The sequence below is a fragment of the Nocardia sp. NBC_00511 genome (assembly GCF_045161165.1).
Classification (GTDB): Bacteria; Actinomycetota; Actinomycetes; order Mycobacteriales; family Mycobacteriaceae; genus Nocardia.
This window is the reverse complement of the sequence record NZ_CP107849.1, coordinates 8,304,298-8,319,678: the sequence shown is the minus strand read 5'-3', so window position 1 is coordinate 8,319,678 and position 15,381 is coordinate 8,304,298. Positions and strand designations below refer to the sequence as shown.

Annotated in this window: 13 protein-coding genes; 1 reads left to right on the top strand and 12 read right to left on the bottom strand. The window is 67.5% G+C overall.

Annotated features, from left to right (window positions below; translation table 11 throughout):
* Nucleotides 1-165 precede the first annotated feature (165 nt).
* From OG300_RS38530 to OG300_RS38520, 3 genes are read right to left on the bottom strand one after another with little or no spacing between them, the layout of a single operon-like run.
* Nucleotides 166-597, bottom strand: coding sequence for a hypothetical protein (locus OG300_RS38530; protein ID WP_405498834.1), 432 nt, complete (start codon nt 595-597; stop codon nt 166-168).
* Nucleotides 598-605: 8 nt separating this feature from the next.
* Entirely contained in the window at nt 606-1,799 is a 1,194-nt protein-coding gene (locus OG300_RS38525) for an MraY family glycosyltransferase (protein ID WP_405489764.1), read from the bottom strand.
* An 11-nt stretch (nt 1,800-1,810) separates the two neighbouring features.
* Complete coding sequence (locus OG300_RS38520; protein ID WP_405498833.1) at nt 1,811-2,476, bottom strand: L-threonylcarbamoyladenylate synthase; 666 nt, start codon at nt 2,474-2,476, stop codon at nt 1,811-1,813.
* Nucleotides 2,477-2,566: 90 nt separating this feature from the next.
* Here OG300_RS38520 and OG300_RS38515 point away from each other — a divergent pair, with 90 nt between their 5' ends.
* Complete coding sequence (locus OG300_RS38515) at nt 2,567-2,860, top strand: DUF427 domain-containing protein (RefSeq protein WP_405489762.1); 294 nt, start codon at nt 2,567-2,569, stop codon at nt 2,858-2,860.
* Between the two features lie 142 nt (nt 2,861-3,002).
* Here the strand turns inward: OG300_RS38515 and prmC are convergent, their stop codons facing one another.
* The 9 genes from prmC to argS all read right to left on the bottom strand — a co-directional run bounded on the left by prmC (nt 3,003) and on the right by argS (nt 15,335).
* Complete coding sequence (gene prmC / locus OG300_RS38510; RefSeq protein WP_405489760.1) at nt 3,003-3,881, bottom strand: peptide chain release factor N(5)-glutamine methyltransferase; 879 nt, start codon at nt 3,879-3,881, stop codon at nt 3,003-3,005.
* A 111-nt stretch (nt 3,882-3,992) separates the two neighbouring features.
* Nucleotides 3,993-5,075 (bottom strand): peptide chain release factor 1, encoded by a 1,083-nt coding sequence (gene prfA / locus OG300_RS38505; RefSeq protein WP_405489758.1) that lies wholly within the window; start codon nt 5,073-5,075, stop codon nt 3,993-3,995.
* A 109-nt stretch (nt 5,076-5,184) separates the two neighbouring features.
* Nucleotides 5,185-5,409 (bottom strand): 50S ribosomal protein L31, encoded by a 225-nt coding sequence (rpmE, locus tag OG300_RS38500; protein ID WP_405489756.1) that lies wholly within the window; start codon nt 5,407-5,409, stop codon nt 5,185-5,187.
* 905 nt (nt 5,410-6,314) lie between these two features.
* On the bottom strand, nt 6,315-8,447 hold the full coding sequence (gene rho / locus OG300_RS38495; protein ID WP_405489754.1) for a transcription termination factor Rho: 2,133 nt from the start codon (nt 8,445-8,447) through the stop codon (nt 6,315-6,317).
* Between the two features lie 379 nt (nt 8,448-8,826).
* Entirely contained in the window at nt 8,827-9,831 is a 1,005-nt protein-coding gene (gene thrB, locus OG300_RS38490; protein WP_405489752.1) for a homoserine kinase, read from the bottom strand.
* 1 nt (nt 9,832) lies between these two features.
* Nucleotides 9,833-10,924 carry a threonine synthase gene (gene thrC, locus OG300_RS38485; RefSeq protein ID WP_405489750.1) on the bottom strand — a complete coding sequence of 364 codons (1,092 nt, stop codon included), beginning with the start codon at nt 10,922-10,924 and terminating at the stop codon, nt 9,833-9,835.
* On the bottom strand, nt 10,921-12,258 hold the full coding sequence (locus tag OG300_RS38480) for a homoserine dehydrogenase (protein ID WP_405489748.1): 1,338 nt from the start codon (nt 12,256-12,258) through the stop codon (nt 10,921-10,923). The genes thrC and OG300_RS38480 overlap by 4 nt, the downstream gene beginning before the upstream one ends.
* The gene (gene lysA / locus OG300_RS38475; RefSeq protein WP_405489746.1) at nt 12,255-13,676 is read right to left on the bottom strand and encodes a diaminopimelate decarboxylase; all 1,422 of its coding nucleotides are present in this window, start codon (nt 13,674-13,676) and stop codon (nt 12,255-12,257) included. The genes OG300_RS38480 and lysA overlap by 4 nt, the downstream gene beginning before the upstream one ends.
* Nucleotides 13,677-15,335 (bottom strand): arginine--tRNA ligase, encoded by a 1,659-nt coding sequence (argS, locus tag OG300_RS38470; RefSeq protein WP_405489744.1) that lies wholly within the window; start codon nt 15,333-15,335, stop codon nt 13,677-13,679.
* Nucleotides 15,336-15,381: the final 46 nt, after the last annotated feature.

The following is a 15,381-nucleotide window of genomic DNA, read 5'->3' as shown; positions in this document are numbered from 1 at the left end:
TACGGCAGTCAGCATAACCTGCTCTCAGGCGGGTCTCAGGCGACCCCCCCTGTTGATTCGGTTGGCTACAAGTAAAGAGTTTATCAAGTTATCTACGACAATGCGTAGGGGGCCCGCGAAACTCCCAGCCAACCGTGTCCGGGCGGCTGGCTCGCGGGCCTTCGACTAGAGGTCGCGCTCGACCTCCACGGTCGGAACCCGTTGCCGCAGAAGGCCGTACGTCTCCGCGCCGAGGACCACCAGCAGTGCGCCGATCACGGTGAGGAACAGCGCAAGGGGGCTGTAGAAGTCGAACTGCTTGAGGATCGCGACGACAACGACTGTCAGCAGCAGCTTTCCGACCCAGCTGCCGAGCAGCACGATGCCCTGCAGACCGGATTCGATCTTCGCGCTGAACAGCACCGAGGCGGCGGTGGTGAGGATGAAGGCGCCACCGAGGGCGGCGCCGATCAGCGATCCCCACAGCCCGTGCAGACCGGCGAAGACCGTCGACAGGATGACCGAAAACACAACCAGCACAGCCAAACCGGCGATGCCGTAGCGCAGTGCCGCGCGCAGCGGGGCGTCGGGACCAGAATCGGAAGGCGTGCTCACGATCAGCAACTCTACCCGGCGGCGTGATCGTGATCGCGGGGCGGTTTGCGGGTGGCCCGGTCACTGAGCTCACGCCAGGACGGCACCGCGGTGACGACCAGCGCGAAAACCAGTCCCGCCGCGAACAGCAACAACACCACGCGACGGTCCACCAGTGAGGCGCCGACCGCACCGAATGCGAACACGCTCACCCAGAGATAGATGAGCAACACGACGCGACGGTGGGAATGGCCGATCTGCAGCAAACGGTGATGCAGATGCATTTTGTCGGGAGTGGAAAAACTCACACCTGCGCGAACGCGACGCACGACGGCCAGAACAAGATCAAGTACGGGAATGAACATCACCGCACCCACCAGCAACAGGGGTGACAGCAAACCCACGATGTCGCGCGGGCCGTAACCCTGCAGCGGAATTCGGCCCGAAGCGCCGGTCGAGACCGCGGCCAGCATCAAACCGATAAGCATCGAGCCGGTATCACCCATGAAAATGCGGGCGGGCTGGAAATTGTGTGGGAGAAAACCGAGACAGCCACCGGCCAGCGCCGCGGCCAGCAACGCGGGCGGATAGGTGTCGGTGGAACCGCCCACCTCATAGAGCAAACCCACGGTGAACACGAAAACGGCGATCGAGGCGATGAAACCCAGACCCGCCGCCAGACCGTCGAGGCCGTCCACGAAATTCATGGCGTTCACGATGGTGACCGTGATGCCGACCGTGACCAGGCCGCCGACCAGCGGATCCAGCACCACGGTCTCGTTGGTGAAGGGGTTGTAGATGGCCACCCAGCTCAAACCCATCGCGGCCATCACACCGGCCGCTGTGACCTGCCCCACGAATTTGGTGAGCGCGTCCAATCCCCAGCGGTCGTCGATGATGCCGACCACCACGATGATCGTGCCCGCGGCCAGGACCGCCGGAATGTCCTTCGGATAGTCGAAGCCGCGACGCAGCGCGGGCAGCTGGTGCGCGAACAGCACCGCGGCCAGCAGGCCGAAATAGATGCCGAGACCGCCCATTCGCGGCACCGGAATCACGTGCACGTCACGCTCGCGCGGGACCGCCACCGCACCGAACCCGATGGCCAGCAGCCGGATTCCGCCCGTACTCAGGAACGTCACCACCGAGGCGACGAGCAGTACCAGCAGCAGTTCGCGCAGCGGGACGACCGCGCCCGAGCTGAAAACGCCCTGACTCAACAGCATCCGATGCGCCGTTACCGCGCGTCGGACCCGTGGAGCTCCTCGGGCGACATGCCGAGCACCTCCGCGATCTTCTCCACCGGCACCGCGCCTTCACGCAGGATGCGCGGGGTGTCCGCGGTGAGGTCGACGATGGTGGAGGCCACGGCGTGATCGGCAGGGCCGCCGTCGAGGTAGACGCCGATCAGGTCGCCCAGCTGCGCCTGCGCCTCGGCGACCGTGGTGGCGGGCGGCTGCCCGGAGACATTGGCGCTGGACACCGCCAGCGGTCCCACCTCGCGCAGCAGTTCCAGCGCGACCGGGTGCAGCGGCATCCGCAGCGCGACCGTGCCGCGCGCGTCACCGAGGTCCCAGGCCAGCGAAGGCGCCTGCTGCACAACGAGAGTCAGCCCGCCCGGCCAGAACGCGCGGATCAGCTCGCGGGCCTGCGGGCGCACCGAGTAGACCAGGCCGTCGATCGTGTTCCACGATCCGACCAGCACCGGCACCGGCATGTCCCGCCCGCGGCGCTTGGCGGCCAGCAGCGCACCCACCGCCTGACTGTCGAACGCGTCGGCGGCGAGGCCGTAGAGCGTATCGGTCGGAATAACGGCCAACCGCCCGGACTTCAGCGTGCTGCGCGCGGCATTGAGGCCGGCGGCACGCGAGTCGGGATCGGCACAGTCGTAGACGGTACTCACGGCTGACATCTTGGCACGCGACGCTGTGTTCCCGAGCACGGGCCGCTGTGAGCGCTCGTATCCTCGACTTGACGAAGGAGGCACGGTCCCATGATGCGTGCGATATGGAACGGAACGGTCATCGCGGAGTCACCGCACACCGTCGAAGTCGAGGGCAACCAGTACTTTCCGGTCGATTCGCTGCATCCGCAGTATTTCACCGAAAGCGCCCACCATTCGATCTGCCCCTGGAAGGGCCGAGCCAGCTACTACACGGTGACCGTCGACGGCGAGGTGAACACCGACGCCGCCTGGTTCTATCCCAAGCCCAGCCCGCTGGCCCGCAAGATCAAGGACCACGTCGCCTTCTGGCACGGCGTCGAGATCACCGACGAACCCGGGTAGCGCCGGGTTCGAGAATCGCACTGCGCGCCAACGGCTTCCGGCACGGCGCTGGTCCAACCCCGCGCGGTCGGATCATCGAACCGTGACATGCTACGGCGCAGCGTGATTCGTCACCGCTCGCGCAGACCCGTGCGGCCCCGGGTCAATTGGGGCGGCGGCGGGCGGAGACGAAGCGGGGTCTGCCCGCCAGGTCGGGGTGTTCGGCGATTTCGGTGAAGTCGCCGTGCATAGTGAACAGGGCGGCGACGCCGGAGCCGTTGGAGTCGTCGTGTTCGACGGCGACGGTGCCGCCGGGGCGCAGCAGCCGCGCGATGGTGGAGATCATCGGGCGGATCACGTCCAGGCCGTCCGGGCCGCCGAACAGGGCGCGGTGCGGATCGTGGTCCGCCACTTCGGGATCCAGCCGCGCGTCCTCGGGGATGTAGGGCGGGTTGGAGACCACCACGTCGACGGTGCCGTCGAGCTGTTCGAGGAGCTTGGGATCGGTGGCGTCACCGGCGTGCAGGTCGATCGGGGTGTCGCCCTCGTCGGCCAGTTGCAGGGCGTTGCGGCGGGCCCAGGCCAGCGCCTCGGCATCGAGTTCGACGGCGTGCACCTGGGCGTCGGGGCGGGCGTGCGCGACGGCCAGGGCCAGGGCCCCGGAACCGGTGCACAGGTCGACCACGACGGGCTGGTGCTCGTGGCCCGCGGCCTCGAGTTGCGCGAGCGCCCAGGCGAAGATCAGTTCGGTCTCCGGGCGCGGCACGAAGACGCCGGGGCCGACCGCGAGATCGATCTCACCCATCGCCGCGGTGCCCGTAAGGTGTTGCAGCGGAACGCGTTCCGCACGCCGGGCGACCAGCTTGCGGTACTCCTCGAGCTGGTCGGGGGTCAGCATGGGCATCAGCGCCAGGCGACCCCGGTCGACGCCGAGCACGTGGGCCGCGAGGAATTCCGCGTCGGCCTCGGGACTGTGCACGCCCGCGGCGCGCAGTAGCTCCGTCGCTTCCCGCACGGCCGGACGCAATGGTGCGCGAGTCACAATCGCCGCCTCTCTCCCCTGCTCATGCTCGCACGAAATACGCACGACGCAACCGCCTCCGCGGGAATCCCGGCCGGTCTGCCCGGCCGGGCGTGGCGGCCGCTCACGGGCTTATTCGGCGGCGAGGCGGGCCGCGCGATCGGCATCGCCGAGCGCGCCGAACAGGTCGTCGAGGTTGCCGTCGAGCACCGAATCCAGATTGTGCGCCTTGAAACCGATGCGGTGATCGGCGATGCGGTTCTCCGGGAAGTTGTAGGTGCGGATGCGCTCGGAGCGGTCCACCGTGCGGATCTGCGCGGCCCGGCCCGACGCCGCCTCGGCGTCGGCCTGCTCCTCCATGAGCGCCTGCAGTCGCGCGGCCAGCACCTGCTTGGCGCGAATCTTGTTCTGCAACTGGGAGCGTTCGTTCTGGCAGGTCACCACCAGGCCAGTGGGCAGGTGGGTGAGGCGGACCGCCGAGTCGGTGGTGTTGACGCCCTGACCGCCCTTGCCGGAGGACCGGTAGACGTCGATGCGCAGGTCCTTCTCGTCGATCTCGACCTCCTCGACCTCGTCGGGCTCGGGGTAGACCAGTACGCCCGCGGCCGAGGTGTGGATGCGGCCCTGCGATTCGGTCACCGGGACGCGCTGCACCCGGTGCACGCCGCCCTCGAACTTGAGCTTGGACCACACGCCGTCGCGGCTGGGTTCCTTGCTCTTGATGGAGAAGCTGGCGTCCTTGTAGCCGTCCAGGTCGGAGTAGGTGACACCCAGCACCTCGACCTTCCAGCCGTGCCGTTCCGCGTAGCGGATGTACATGCGGGCCAGATCGGAGGCGAACAGCGCCGATTCCTCGCCGCCCTCACCGGATTTCACCTCGAGGATGACGTCGTCGCCGTCGTGCGGGTCGCGCGGCGCGAGCAGATCGGTGAGCTGCTTGTCGTATTCCAGCACCTGCGCGCGCAGGCCGGGCACCTCGGCGGCGAACGACGAGTCGTCGGCGGCCAGTTCCTCGGCCGCCGCGAGATCGTCACGCGCACTTGCCAACCGCTGGTAGGTGGCCATGATCGGGCCCAGTTCGGCGAACCGCTTACCGACGCGACGGGCCGCACCCGGGTCGTTGTGCAGCGCGGGATCCGACAGCTGCATCTCGAGGCCGGTGTACTCGGCCAGGATGTCGTCGATAGCGGACGGGGCCGCGGACTGGTCGGCCATCGCGGAGGCTCCTTCTGGGTGGGCACAGGCCCGGGATGTGAGGTGTTCGAGGTCTGAAAACGCGGCGACGCCCGCCTGCGAAATCGCAGAGCGGGCGTCGTCGGAACAGCTAGTTGCCAGCCTTGGCGGCACGCTTGCCGTAGCGAGCCTCGAAGCGAGCCACGCGGCCACCGGTGTCCAGAATCTTCTGCTTACCCGTGTAGAACGGGTGGCACTGGGAGCAAACCTCGACCGAGATCTGGCCGGACTCCTTGGTGCTCTTGGTCTGGAAGGTGTTGCCGCAGCCGCACACGACCGTGGTGTCCACGTACGTGGGGTGAATTCCTGCCTTCATGGGTGTCCTTTCGATAGCCCCGGGTCGCCTTCGTGAAGACGTGAACCGGAACAGACTTTGGCATGGTTGCCGACTGGCCAGTATAGACATCGGCCAACGGACATATAGACGCCGGGCCACCCGCGGTTATTCCACGCCCCCGCGCACCCGCTCCGAACCCGACAAACCCGGTGACCTGGGCCACAGCGATCGCGCGACAGTCTCGCAGGGCACGCACAGCGAGCTCCCAGACAACGGTCGTAACGTCTCTGTGCAGACCGGAACACCCCGCAAAACTACGGGCACGCATATTCCGGAGCCTCGAGCGAGGCTGAAAGTCGAGTAGCTCGCTACTCAAGAATACGAACACCTGTGTTCATAGAGTTTCGTCCAGGTGAGAGTCTCGCGACTATCGGAAGGACAGCAGTGACCGGGAAGGACGCGGCGGCCGGGGGTCTATCCCCCGTCCACGCACATGCCGAGACCGGGAGAACACATCGGCGCGCGGAAATCGCCGCGGGGGTGGTCCTGGTGACTCTGATTCTCTTGGTAGCACTGGGCTGGTGGCTGGCGCCCGACGCCGCCGCGCCGGCGCAGGGTGACGACACGTTCACCTACACAGCGGTCACGTCGTCGGGTGGTTCCGCCGGCGACGTGACCGCGCTCATCATCGCCTTCATGATCATCGGGGCCGCCCTGATCGGCCTCGCCTTCTTCAGCCCGCAAACAGCAGCGCGGCGACCCCGCCGAAGCGGAGCCGCCGCACGTGTTGCCGTTCCGATCCCCAGGGCGACAACTGATTTCGTGCCCGTGTGGGTAACTCACCGGGTACGTCCAGCACTGGACTTGTGCCTGACCGCCGGGCGGGTGCACAAGTCCCCCGGCTCCCACGGCCCGCAAAAGTTCCGGGGAGGCGGGGGAGTGACTTATTCGTCCACGGAACCCGGGGCGGTCTTCGAGACCGTCATCAGGAATTCGATGTTGCTCTTGGTCTTCTTCAACCGGTCGACCATGAGGTCGATCGCCTGATGCGAGTCCAGGCCGGACAGCACGCGACGCAGCTTGTGCAGCACGGCCGCCTCGTCGGGCGACATCAGTAGATCGTCGCGACGAGTGCTGGACAGGTTGACGTCCACCGCCGGGAACACGCGGCGCTCGGCGATCTTGCGATCGAGCTTGAGCTCGGCGTTACCCGTGCCCTTGAACTCCTCGAAGATGACCGTGTCACCGGTGGAACCGGTCTCGACCAGGGCGGTCGCGATGATGGTGAGCGAGCCACCGTTCTCGATGTTGCGGGCCGCGCCGAGGAACCGCTTGGGCGGGTACAGCGCGGTGGAATCCACACCACCGGAAAGGATTCGGCCCGAAGCCGGGGACGAGTTGTTGTACGCGCGGCCGAGACGAGTGATCGAATCGAGCAGCACGACGACATCCTGACCGGCCTCCACCAGGCGCTTGGCGCGCTCGATGGCGAGCTCGGCGACCGAGGTGTGGTCGCCCGGCGGGCGGTCGAACGTGGAGGCGATGACCTCGCCGCGCACGGAGCGCTGCATATCGGTCACTTCCTCGGGACGCTCGTCCACCAGCACCACCATCAGGTAGCACTCCGGGTTGTTGGTGGCGATCGCGTTGGCGATGTCCTGGATGACCATCGTCTTACCCGCCTTGGGCGGGGACACGATCAGCGCGCGCTGACCCTTACCGATCGGCATGATCAGGTCGATCATGCGCGTGGTCAGCTTGTTGGCCGTGGTCTCGAGCCGCAGTCGCTGGTTCGGGTACAGCGGGGTGAGCTTGTTGAATTCCGGTCGGCGCTTGGCACTTTCGATGTCCGAGCCGTTGACCGTGTCCAACCGCACCAGCGGATCGAACTTCTGACGCTGGTTGCTCTGATCCCCGTCACGCGGAGCGCGGACCGCACCGGTGATGGCGTCACCGCGGCGCAGGCCGTTCTTGCGAACCAGGTTCATCGACACGTAGACGTCGTTCGGTCCGGCCAGGTAGCCGGAGGTGCGCACGAACGCGTAGTTGTCGAGCACGTCGAGGATGCCGGCGACGGGCTGCAGGACATCGTCGTCGCGGATTTCCATCTCGCGGGTCTCGCGCGGCTCGGTGCCGCCGTCCTCACGGTCACGCCCACGGCGACGCTCGCGGAAGCGCCGGCCGCGACGTCCGCGCCCGCCTTCCTCGTCGTCGTCGTTGTTGTTGCGCGCGCGATCATTTCCGCGAGCGGCGCCGTTCTGCTGGCCACCGTTCTGCTGGTTGCGCTCGCCCTGGCCACGTTCACCCTGGCCACGCTCACCCTGGTTGCGCCCACCCTGCTGGCTACGCTCGCCACCCTGGTTGTTGCGCTCGCCCTGCTGGCGCTCACCCTGATTGTTGCGCTCGCGGCGGCGTTCGCCACCGTCCTGATCGCCCTTGGGCTCCGCGGGAGCCTCGGTGACGGTAGCGGTGGCGGTGCCTTCGGCATTCGCTCCGCCGCCACGCTGTTCACGGCCCCGGCGCTGACGACCACGCCCACGCTGGCCGCCGTCACGGCTGTCGTCGCCGCCCTCGGCGCGAGCGCCCTCGGTCTCGTCGCGCTTGGATTCGCGCGTCTCCGAAGAGGTTTGGCGGGCTTCGGTCTTCTCGCGAGCCGGCTCGGCAGTGATCGCCGGAGCATCGGCCTTCACATCCGCCTTGGCGGAGTCGGTCTTCGGGGCGCTGTCGGCCTTGGCCGACGCGGACTCCCCACCCGTCGGCGCGTCATCGGACTTGGCCTTCGCGCCGCGCGCGGTGGCCTTTCCCGTGGCAGCGGTGACCTTCGCAGCGCCACCACCGGACTGGTTCTCCTTGATGGCGGCGATGAGATCACCCTTACGCATCCCGGAAGTGCCTCGGATACCGAGTTCTCCAGCAAGCGCACGCAACTGCGGCAACAACATTCCAGTCAGCCCCGATCGTGCGACGTCAGTTTGTTCGCTCATCTTCGAAATCTGTCCGGAGTCACTTTCGCGGCCATCCGAGGAAGCTGAATCGCTTTCCACCCCGGGTGTCGCGAGCAGGTCCGTATCTGTCACGGAAATCCTTTCCTTCCCTCGACCGCCGTGTGCCTGTTCGAGGGTTCCTCCTGCAGTCCGGTCTCCTGCCGGACTCGGATGCCGTACCGCACTTGTTTCCAGGTCAACACCCACCGGATGGTGAGTTGTCTCCTGTCCCGCCGAATCAGCGGAGTCGCCAGATGGGCTTCGCCACCAAGAGCTTGTGCTCATCAAAAAACGGTGGGAGAGATCATTCCAGTTGACTGGCTACCCCCAAGTTTCGAGCCTCAAGCCTCGAGCCTGAGCAAGGAGCCTCTGGAGCGATTTGCCCTGATGAAGCACCGGCGTCTGACGCGCACGATGTACGGACTCGCTCAGGATAGCTCCCACCTTTTGCATCGGCAAGGCAGGCGCGCTGTCAATCGACCAATACGCCGTCGGCGATGCCCGGTTCGAGGACGCGCAGGCCGTCCGCGATGGCGAGTTCGCGCAGTTCTTCGGGGAATTCGCTGGTCCCGAGGGCCATGATGGTCGGACCCGCACCCGAAACGGTGGCCGCGATTCCGGCCGCGCGCAAGCGTTCCACCCAGGTGGTGGTGAGCGGCAGCGCGGATTCGCGATAGCCCTGGTGTAACCGGTCCGCGGTGGCGGGCAACAGCAGGTCAGGGCGCTGCGTCAAGGCGACTACCGCCAGCGCGGCCCGGCTCACATTGAAGGCGGCGTCGCCGTGCGGCACCGTCTCCGGCAGCAGACCGCGGGTGTGCGCGGTGGCGGAGCGCTCCTCCGGAATCAGCACGACGGGACGCAGCGAGGCGTGCGGTTCCAGTCGCACCGCACGGTAGACGCGCGGATTGTGATCGCTGGCATCGGTGAAACCGGCGTCCGCGGGACGGTCGGTTTCGGTCCAGGACACCACGATTCCGCCCAGGATGCTGGCGGACGAGTTGTCCGGGTGGCCTTCGAATTCGGCGGCCAACTGCACCATCACGTCATCGCCGTAGGCCAGTTCCGGATCGAACTTGCCGGCCAGACCGCGACCGGCGGCGAGACCGCCGACGACCGCGGAAGCCGACGAGCCCATGCCCCGCGAGTGCGGAATCACGTTGTGGCACACCACGTCCAGGCCATCCGCCCAGACGCCCGCGGCCTGCAGGCCGCGTTCGATGGCGCGCACCACCAGATGTGAAGGGCCCCAGGGCACGTCGTCGGCGCCCTCACCCTCCACCTTGATGGTGAGCCCGGAGTCCGTGGTGGACACCGTGATCTCGTCGTAGAGTCCCAAAGCGATTCCGAGGGAATCGAAACCCGGCCCCAGATTGGCGCTGGACGCCGGAACCCGCACGGTGACGGTGATTCCGGCGGGCAGGGTCCGGACGGTGTCCCTGCTCGCTCGCTCGGCGAGCTGACCTTCGCGCGAATTCAATTCAGGCCAGCTCGAGTTCGTGGGCCACCGCGACCGGGTCGACCGCGATCGGCTTCACCGCGGGCATGCCCGCCAGCGCGTTGTCCGGATCCTTGAGACCGTTGCCGGTCACCGTGCAGACCACGGTGAGGCCCGGCTCGACCCAGCCCTCGGCGTGCGCGGCCAGCAGACCGGCGACCGAAGCGGCAGAGGCGGGCTCCACGAAGACGCCCTCCTTCGCCGCGACCAGGCGGTACGCGGCGAGGATCTCCTCGTCGGTGGCCGCGCGGAACACGCCGCCGGACTCCTCCTTGGCGGTCATCGCACCGTTCCAGGACGCGGGCGCGCCGATCCGGATGGCGGTCGCGATGGTCTCCGGATTGGCCACCGGCGCACCGTGGACCAGCGGCGCGGCACCCGCGGCCTGCACGCCGAGCATGCGCGGACGCGAGGTGATGATGCCGTCGGCGTAGTACTCGCTGTAGCCCTTCCAGTACGCGGTGATATTGCCCGCGTTGCCGACCGGCAGGGCGTGGATGTCGGGCGCCTTGCCCAGCGCGTCCACGATCTCGAAGGCGGCGGTCTTCTGGCCCTCGATGCGGGCCGGGTTCACCGAGTTCACGAGGCCGACCTCGGTGAACTCCGCGGTCACCTTGCGGGCCAGCTCGAGGCAGTCGTCGAAGTTGCCGTCGACCTGAATGATCTTCGCGCCCAGCATGACCGCCTGCGCCAGCTTGCCCATGGCGATCTTGCCCTGCGGGATCAGCACCGCGCAGTGCAGGCCCGCGCGGGTGGCGTAGGCCGCGGCCGAGGCCGAGGTGTTGCCGGTGGAGGCGCACAGCACTGCCGTCTTGCCCTGGTACTTGGCATCGGTCATGGCCATGGTCATGCCGCGGTCCTTGAAGGAACCGGTCGGGTTCGCGCCCTCGACCTTGAGGTACACCTCACAGCCGGTGACCTCGGACAGGTAGTGCGCGGGCACCAGCGGCGTGCCGCCCTCGAAGAGGGTGACGGCCTTCCAGTCAGCCGGGATCGCCAGGCGGTCCCGGTACGCATCGATCAGACCGGGCCACGGCGTGTGCACAGCGGCGGTCGCTCGTGCGGTTGCACTCATTCCTCGGTGCCTTCCAATCTCAGAACACTGGTCACGGACGTGACGGAGTCCAGTTCGGCCAACGCCGCAACGGTATCCGCCAGCGCGGATTCCTGCGCGTGGTGGGTCACCACGACCAGGCGCGCGCCCACGTCGTGGCCTTCCTGGCGGACCGTCGAGATGCTGACGCCGTGCTTGGCGAACTCACCGGCGACCGTTTGCAGCACACCCGCACGGTCTGCTACCTGCAGGTTCACGTGGTAGCGGGTCGGGGTGTCGCCGATCGAGGCGATCGGCAACTCAGCATAAACCGATTCGCCGGGCGCCCGGCCGCCGTAGAACTTGTTGCGCGCGGCCATCACCAGGTCGCCCATCACGGCCGACGCGGTGGGAGCGCCACCGGCGCCCTGCCCGTAGAACATCAGGCGGCCCGCGTTCTCGGCCTCCACGACGACCGCGTTGAACGCGCCGCTGACCGAGGCCAGCGGGTGCTTGCGCGGGATCAGGGCCGGGTAGACGCGGGCGGAGATCTTCTCCTTGCCGTCCTCGTCGGTGACGCGCTCGGCCATGGCCAGCAGCTTCACCGTGCAGCCGACGGCGGCGGCGGTCTCGAGATCCTCGGCGGTGATCTTGGAGATGCCCTCGCGGTAGACATCGGCCGAGGTGACGCGGGTGTGGAAGGCGACCGAGGCCAGGATGGCGGCCTTGGCGGCGGCGTCGTAGCCCTCGACGTCGGCGGTCGGGTCGGCCTCGGCGTAGCCCAGGCGGGTGGCCTCGGCCAGCACGTCGGCGTAGGCCGCGCCGGTCTCGGCCATCGCCGAGAGGATGAAGTTGGTGGTGCCGTTGACGATTCCGACGACCCGGTTCACCCGGTCACCCGACAACGACTGGATCAGCGGGCGCACCACCGGGATGGCTCCGGCGACCGCGGCCTCGAAATACAGGTCGGCACGGTGGTTTTCGGCCGCACCGGCCAGCTCGCCGGTGTAATCGGCCAGCAGCGCCTTGTTGGCGGTGACCACCGACTTGCCCGCGTTGAGCGCGGAGCGGATCAGGGCGCGGGCCGGGTCGATGCCGCCCATCACCTCGACGACGATGTCGACATCGTCACGGGTGACCAGGGTTTCGGCATCGGTGGTGAGCAGCTCGGCCGACAGGCCGCGATCCTTGTTCAGGTCGCGAACGGCGACACCGCGCAGCACCACCGGGGCGCCGACGCGATTGCACAGGTCGTCGGCGTGATCGCGGATGATCCGCACCACCTCGGTACCGACCGTGCCCATGCCGAGGACGGCCACCCCGATCGGATGATCCGATCCCCACACGCCAGTTTTGGCGTTGTTCGCCTCGGTCATGCCTTCACCTCCAAGCTGAGTAGGTCTTCCACCGTCTCACGACGAAGGATCAAGCGCGCCTTGCCATCCCGCACCGCGACCACGGCGGGCCGGGTGAGCAGGTTGTAACGGCTCGACATCGAGTAGCAGTACGCGCCGGTCGCGGCCACCGCCACCAGGTCGCCCGGGCCGACATCGGCCGGGAGCCAGGTATCGCGAATGACGATATCCCCACTCTCGCAATGCTTTCCGACCACCCGAGCGACAACCGGACCGGCCTCGCTGGACCGCGAGACCAGGCGGCAGTCGTACTCGGCCTGATACAGCGCGGGCCGGATGTTGTCGCTCATGCCGCCGTCGACGCTCACATAGCGTCGCCGGTTACCGCCGTCCAACACAACATCTTTGATGGTGCCGACCTCGTAGAGGGTGACGGTCCCGGGGCCCGCGATAGCGCGACCCGGCTCGACCGCGATGGTCGGCATCGGCAGCCCGGCCCGCTCGGCCTCCTCGGCGACGATCCGGCGCAGGTTGGCGGCGAAATCGCTCAGGGCGGGCGGATTCTCGTGCGGCAGGTACGAAATACCAAGGCCGCCACCGAGATCCAGAATGTTCATCTGGGTGGCGCGCTCCATGCCGAACTTGTCGGCGACCTCGCGCAGCAGGCCCAGCATGCGGCGGGTGGAGATCTCGAAACCGTCGATCTCGAAGATCTGCGAGCCGATGTGCGAGTGCAGACCGAGCAGGCGCAGGTTGTCGGACTCGAAGACCCGCGCGATGGCGTTGAGCGCGTCGCCGCCGGAGATCGAGAAGCCGAACTTCTGATCCTCGTGCGCGGTCGAAATGTATTCGTGGGTATGGGCTTCCACGCCGACGGTCACCCGGACCAGGACGTCGACGACCTTGCCCGCGCGCTTGGCGACGGCCTCGAGGCGTTCGATCTCGATCAGCGAGTCGAGCACGATGTCGCCGACACCCGCCGTGACCGCCATCTCCAGCTCGGGCACCGACTTGTTGTTGCCGTGCAACGCGATCCGCTCGGCCGGGAACCCGGCGTGCAGCGCCACCGCCAGCTCGCCGCCGGAGCAGACGTCGAGGTGCAGGCCCTCGTCGCGAATCCAGCGGGCGATCTCGCCGCACAGGAACGCCTTGGAGGCGTAGTGCACGCGCGCGCCGTCGCCGAAGGCGCGGACCATATCGCGGCAGCGTGACCGGAAGTCGTCCTCGTCGATGACGAACAGCGGGGTCCCGTACTCGGCGGCCAGCTCGTGCACCGGCACCCCGGCCAGCTGCACGACGCCGTCGGCGTCACGGGAAGCATTGCGCGGCCAGACATTCCCGGGCAGTTCGATCATCTGCGCGGGCGCGGACGGGCGCTCGGCGAGCACCGGCGCGTGCGGGATGTCGGCGTGCCGGGGACCAGCGGGGTGTGCACTCATTTACATACGCTCCGGGGCAGAGACGCCTAGCAGGCCGAGGCCGTTGGCGAGAACCTGACGGGTGGCTTTCACCATCTCGAGACGAGTGGCGTTGAGCGGGCTGACATCGTCGTCGCCCTGCGGGATGACGCGCAGCGTCTTGTCGGACTGGAAGGGGTGGTAGGCCCCGGCCAGTTCTTCCAGGTAGCGCACTACCCGGTGCGGCTCACGGGCTTCGGCGGCGGTGGCCACCACCCGCGGGTACTCGCCGAGGGTGCGAATGAGCTCGCCCTCGCGCACATCGGTGAGCAGGGCGAAATCCGGTGTCACCGAGGCATAGTCGAACGCGGCGGCGTTGCCGATGATCTGGTTGGTGCGGGCGTGCGCGTATTGCACGTAGTAGATCGGGTTCTCGCTGTCGGCCTTGGTCCACAGGTCCAGGTCGATGTCGATGCTCGAGTTCACCGAGGACCGCACCAGCGAATACCGGGCGGCGTCCACGCCGATCGCGTCGACCAGGTCGTCGAGCGTGATGACGGTGCCCGCCCGCTTCGACATCTTCACGGCCGCACCGTCTTTGACCAGGTTCACCATCTGGCCGATGAGCACCTCTACGGTGTCCGGGTTGTCGCCGAACGCGGCGGCGGCCGCCTTCAGCCGCCCGATGTAGCCGTGGTGGTCGGCGCCCAGCATGTAGATGCACAGGTCGAAGCCACGCGAGCGCTTGTTCTGGAAGTAGGCGATGTCACCGCCGATGTAGGCGGAGTTGCCGTCGCTCTTGATGACGACGCGGTCCTTGTCGTCGCCGTACTCGGTGGAGGCGATCCACCACGCGCCGTCCTTCTCGTAGAGCTTGCCGGAGTCCTTGAGGAACTCGATGGCCTGCTCGACCGCGCCGGAGGCGAACAGCGAGCTCTCGTTGAAGTACACGTCGAAGTCGACGCCGAACTCGTGCAGGTTCTGCTTGATCTGCGCGAACATCAGCTCGACGCCCTCGCGCCGGAACAGCTCGCGCTGCTCGTCCGCGGACAGGCTCAGCGCCTGCGGGTTCGCGGCGACGATGGTGTCGGCGATCTCACCGATGTACGCGCCCGCGTAGCCGTCGTCCGGGGTCGGCCGGCCGGTGGCGGCCGCGACCAGTGAGTTGGCGAAACGGTCGATCTGCGCGCCGTGATCGTTGAAGTAGTACTCACGGGTGACCTCCGCGCCCTGCGCCGACAGGATGCGGCCCAGCGCGTCACCGACGGCGGCCCAGCGGGTGCCGCCGAGGTGCACGGGTCCGGTCGGGTTGGCGGAGACGAATTCGAGGTTGATCTTCTGTCCCGCGAGCGGGGTCGCGGTGCCGTACTTCTCGCCCGCGGCGAGGATGGTCTCGATGATCGCGCCCTGTGCGGACTTGGCCAGCCGGATGTTGAGGAAACCGGGTCCGGCGATCTCCGCGGCGTCGATGCCCTCGGCCTGTGACAAGGCCTCGGCCAGCAGCGTCGCGAATTCGCGGGGGTTCAAACCCGCCTTCTTACCTACCTGCATGGCCACATTCGTGGCATAGTCACCGTGCTCAGGGTTGCGGGGACGCTCCACCTTGACCTCGTCGGGCAGGACCGCAGGGTCGGATCCGCGTTCGACAAGTACCTTCGCAGCGGTAGCACGAAGGAGATCTGCAAGGTCAGCTGGAGTCACGACTCACTATCCTATGGTCTGAGCAGGTGAACGCCGCGAGCGGGCA

What these genes read in the sequence shown, in the direction of transcription:
- OG300_RS38525 (WP_405489764.1), bottom strand. Translation starts at nt 1,799, where the DNA reads ATGCTGTTGAGTCAGGGCGTTTTCAGCTCGGGCGCGGTCGTCCCGCTG.
- OG300_RS38515 (WP_405489762.1), top strand. Translation starts at nt 2,567, where the DNA reads ATGATGCGTGCGATATGGAACGGAACGGTCATCGCGGAGTCACCGCAC.
- prfA (WP_405489758.1), bottom strand. Translation starts at nt 5,075, where the DNA reads ATGGCCGACCAGTCCGCGGCCCCGTCCGCTATCGACGACATCCTGGCC.
- rpmE (WP_405489756.1), bottom strand. Translation starts at nt 5,409, where the DNA reads ATGAAGGCAGGAATTCACCCCACGTACGTGGACACCACGGTCGTGTGC.
- thrC (WP_405489750.1), bottom strand. Translation starts at nt 10,924, where the DNA reads ATGAGTGCAACCGCACGAGCGACCGCCGCTGTGCACACGCCGTGGCCC.
- OG300_RS38480 (WP_405489748.1), bottom strand. Translation starts at nt 12,258, where the DNA reads ATGACCGAGGCGAACAACGCCAAAACTGGCGTGTGGGGATCGGATCAT.
- lysA (WP_405489746.1), bottom strand. Translation starts at nt 13,676, where the DNA reads ATGAGTGCACACCCCGCTGGTCCCCGGCACGCCGACATCCCGCACGCG.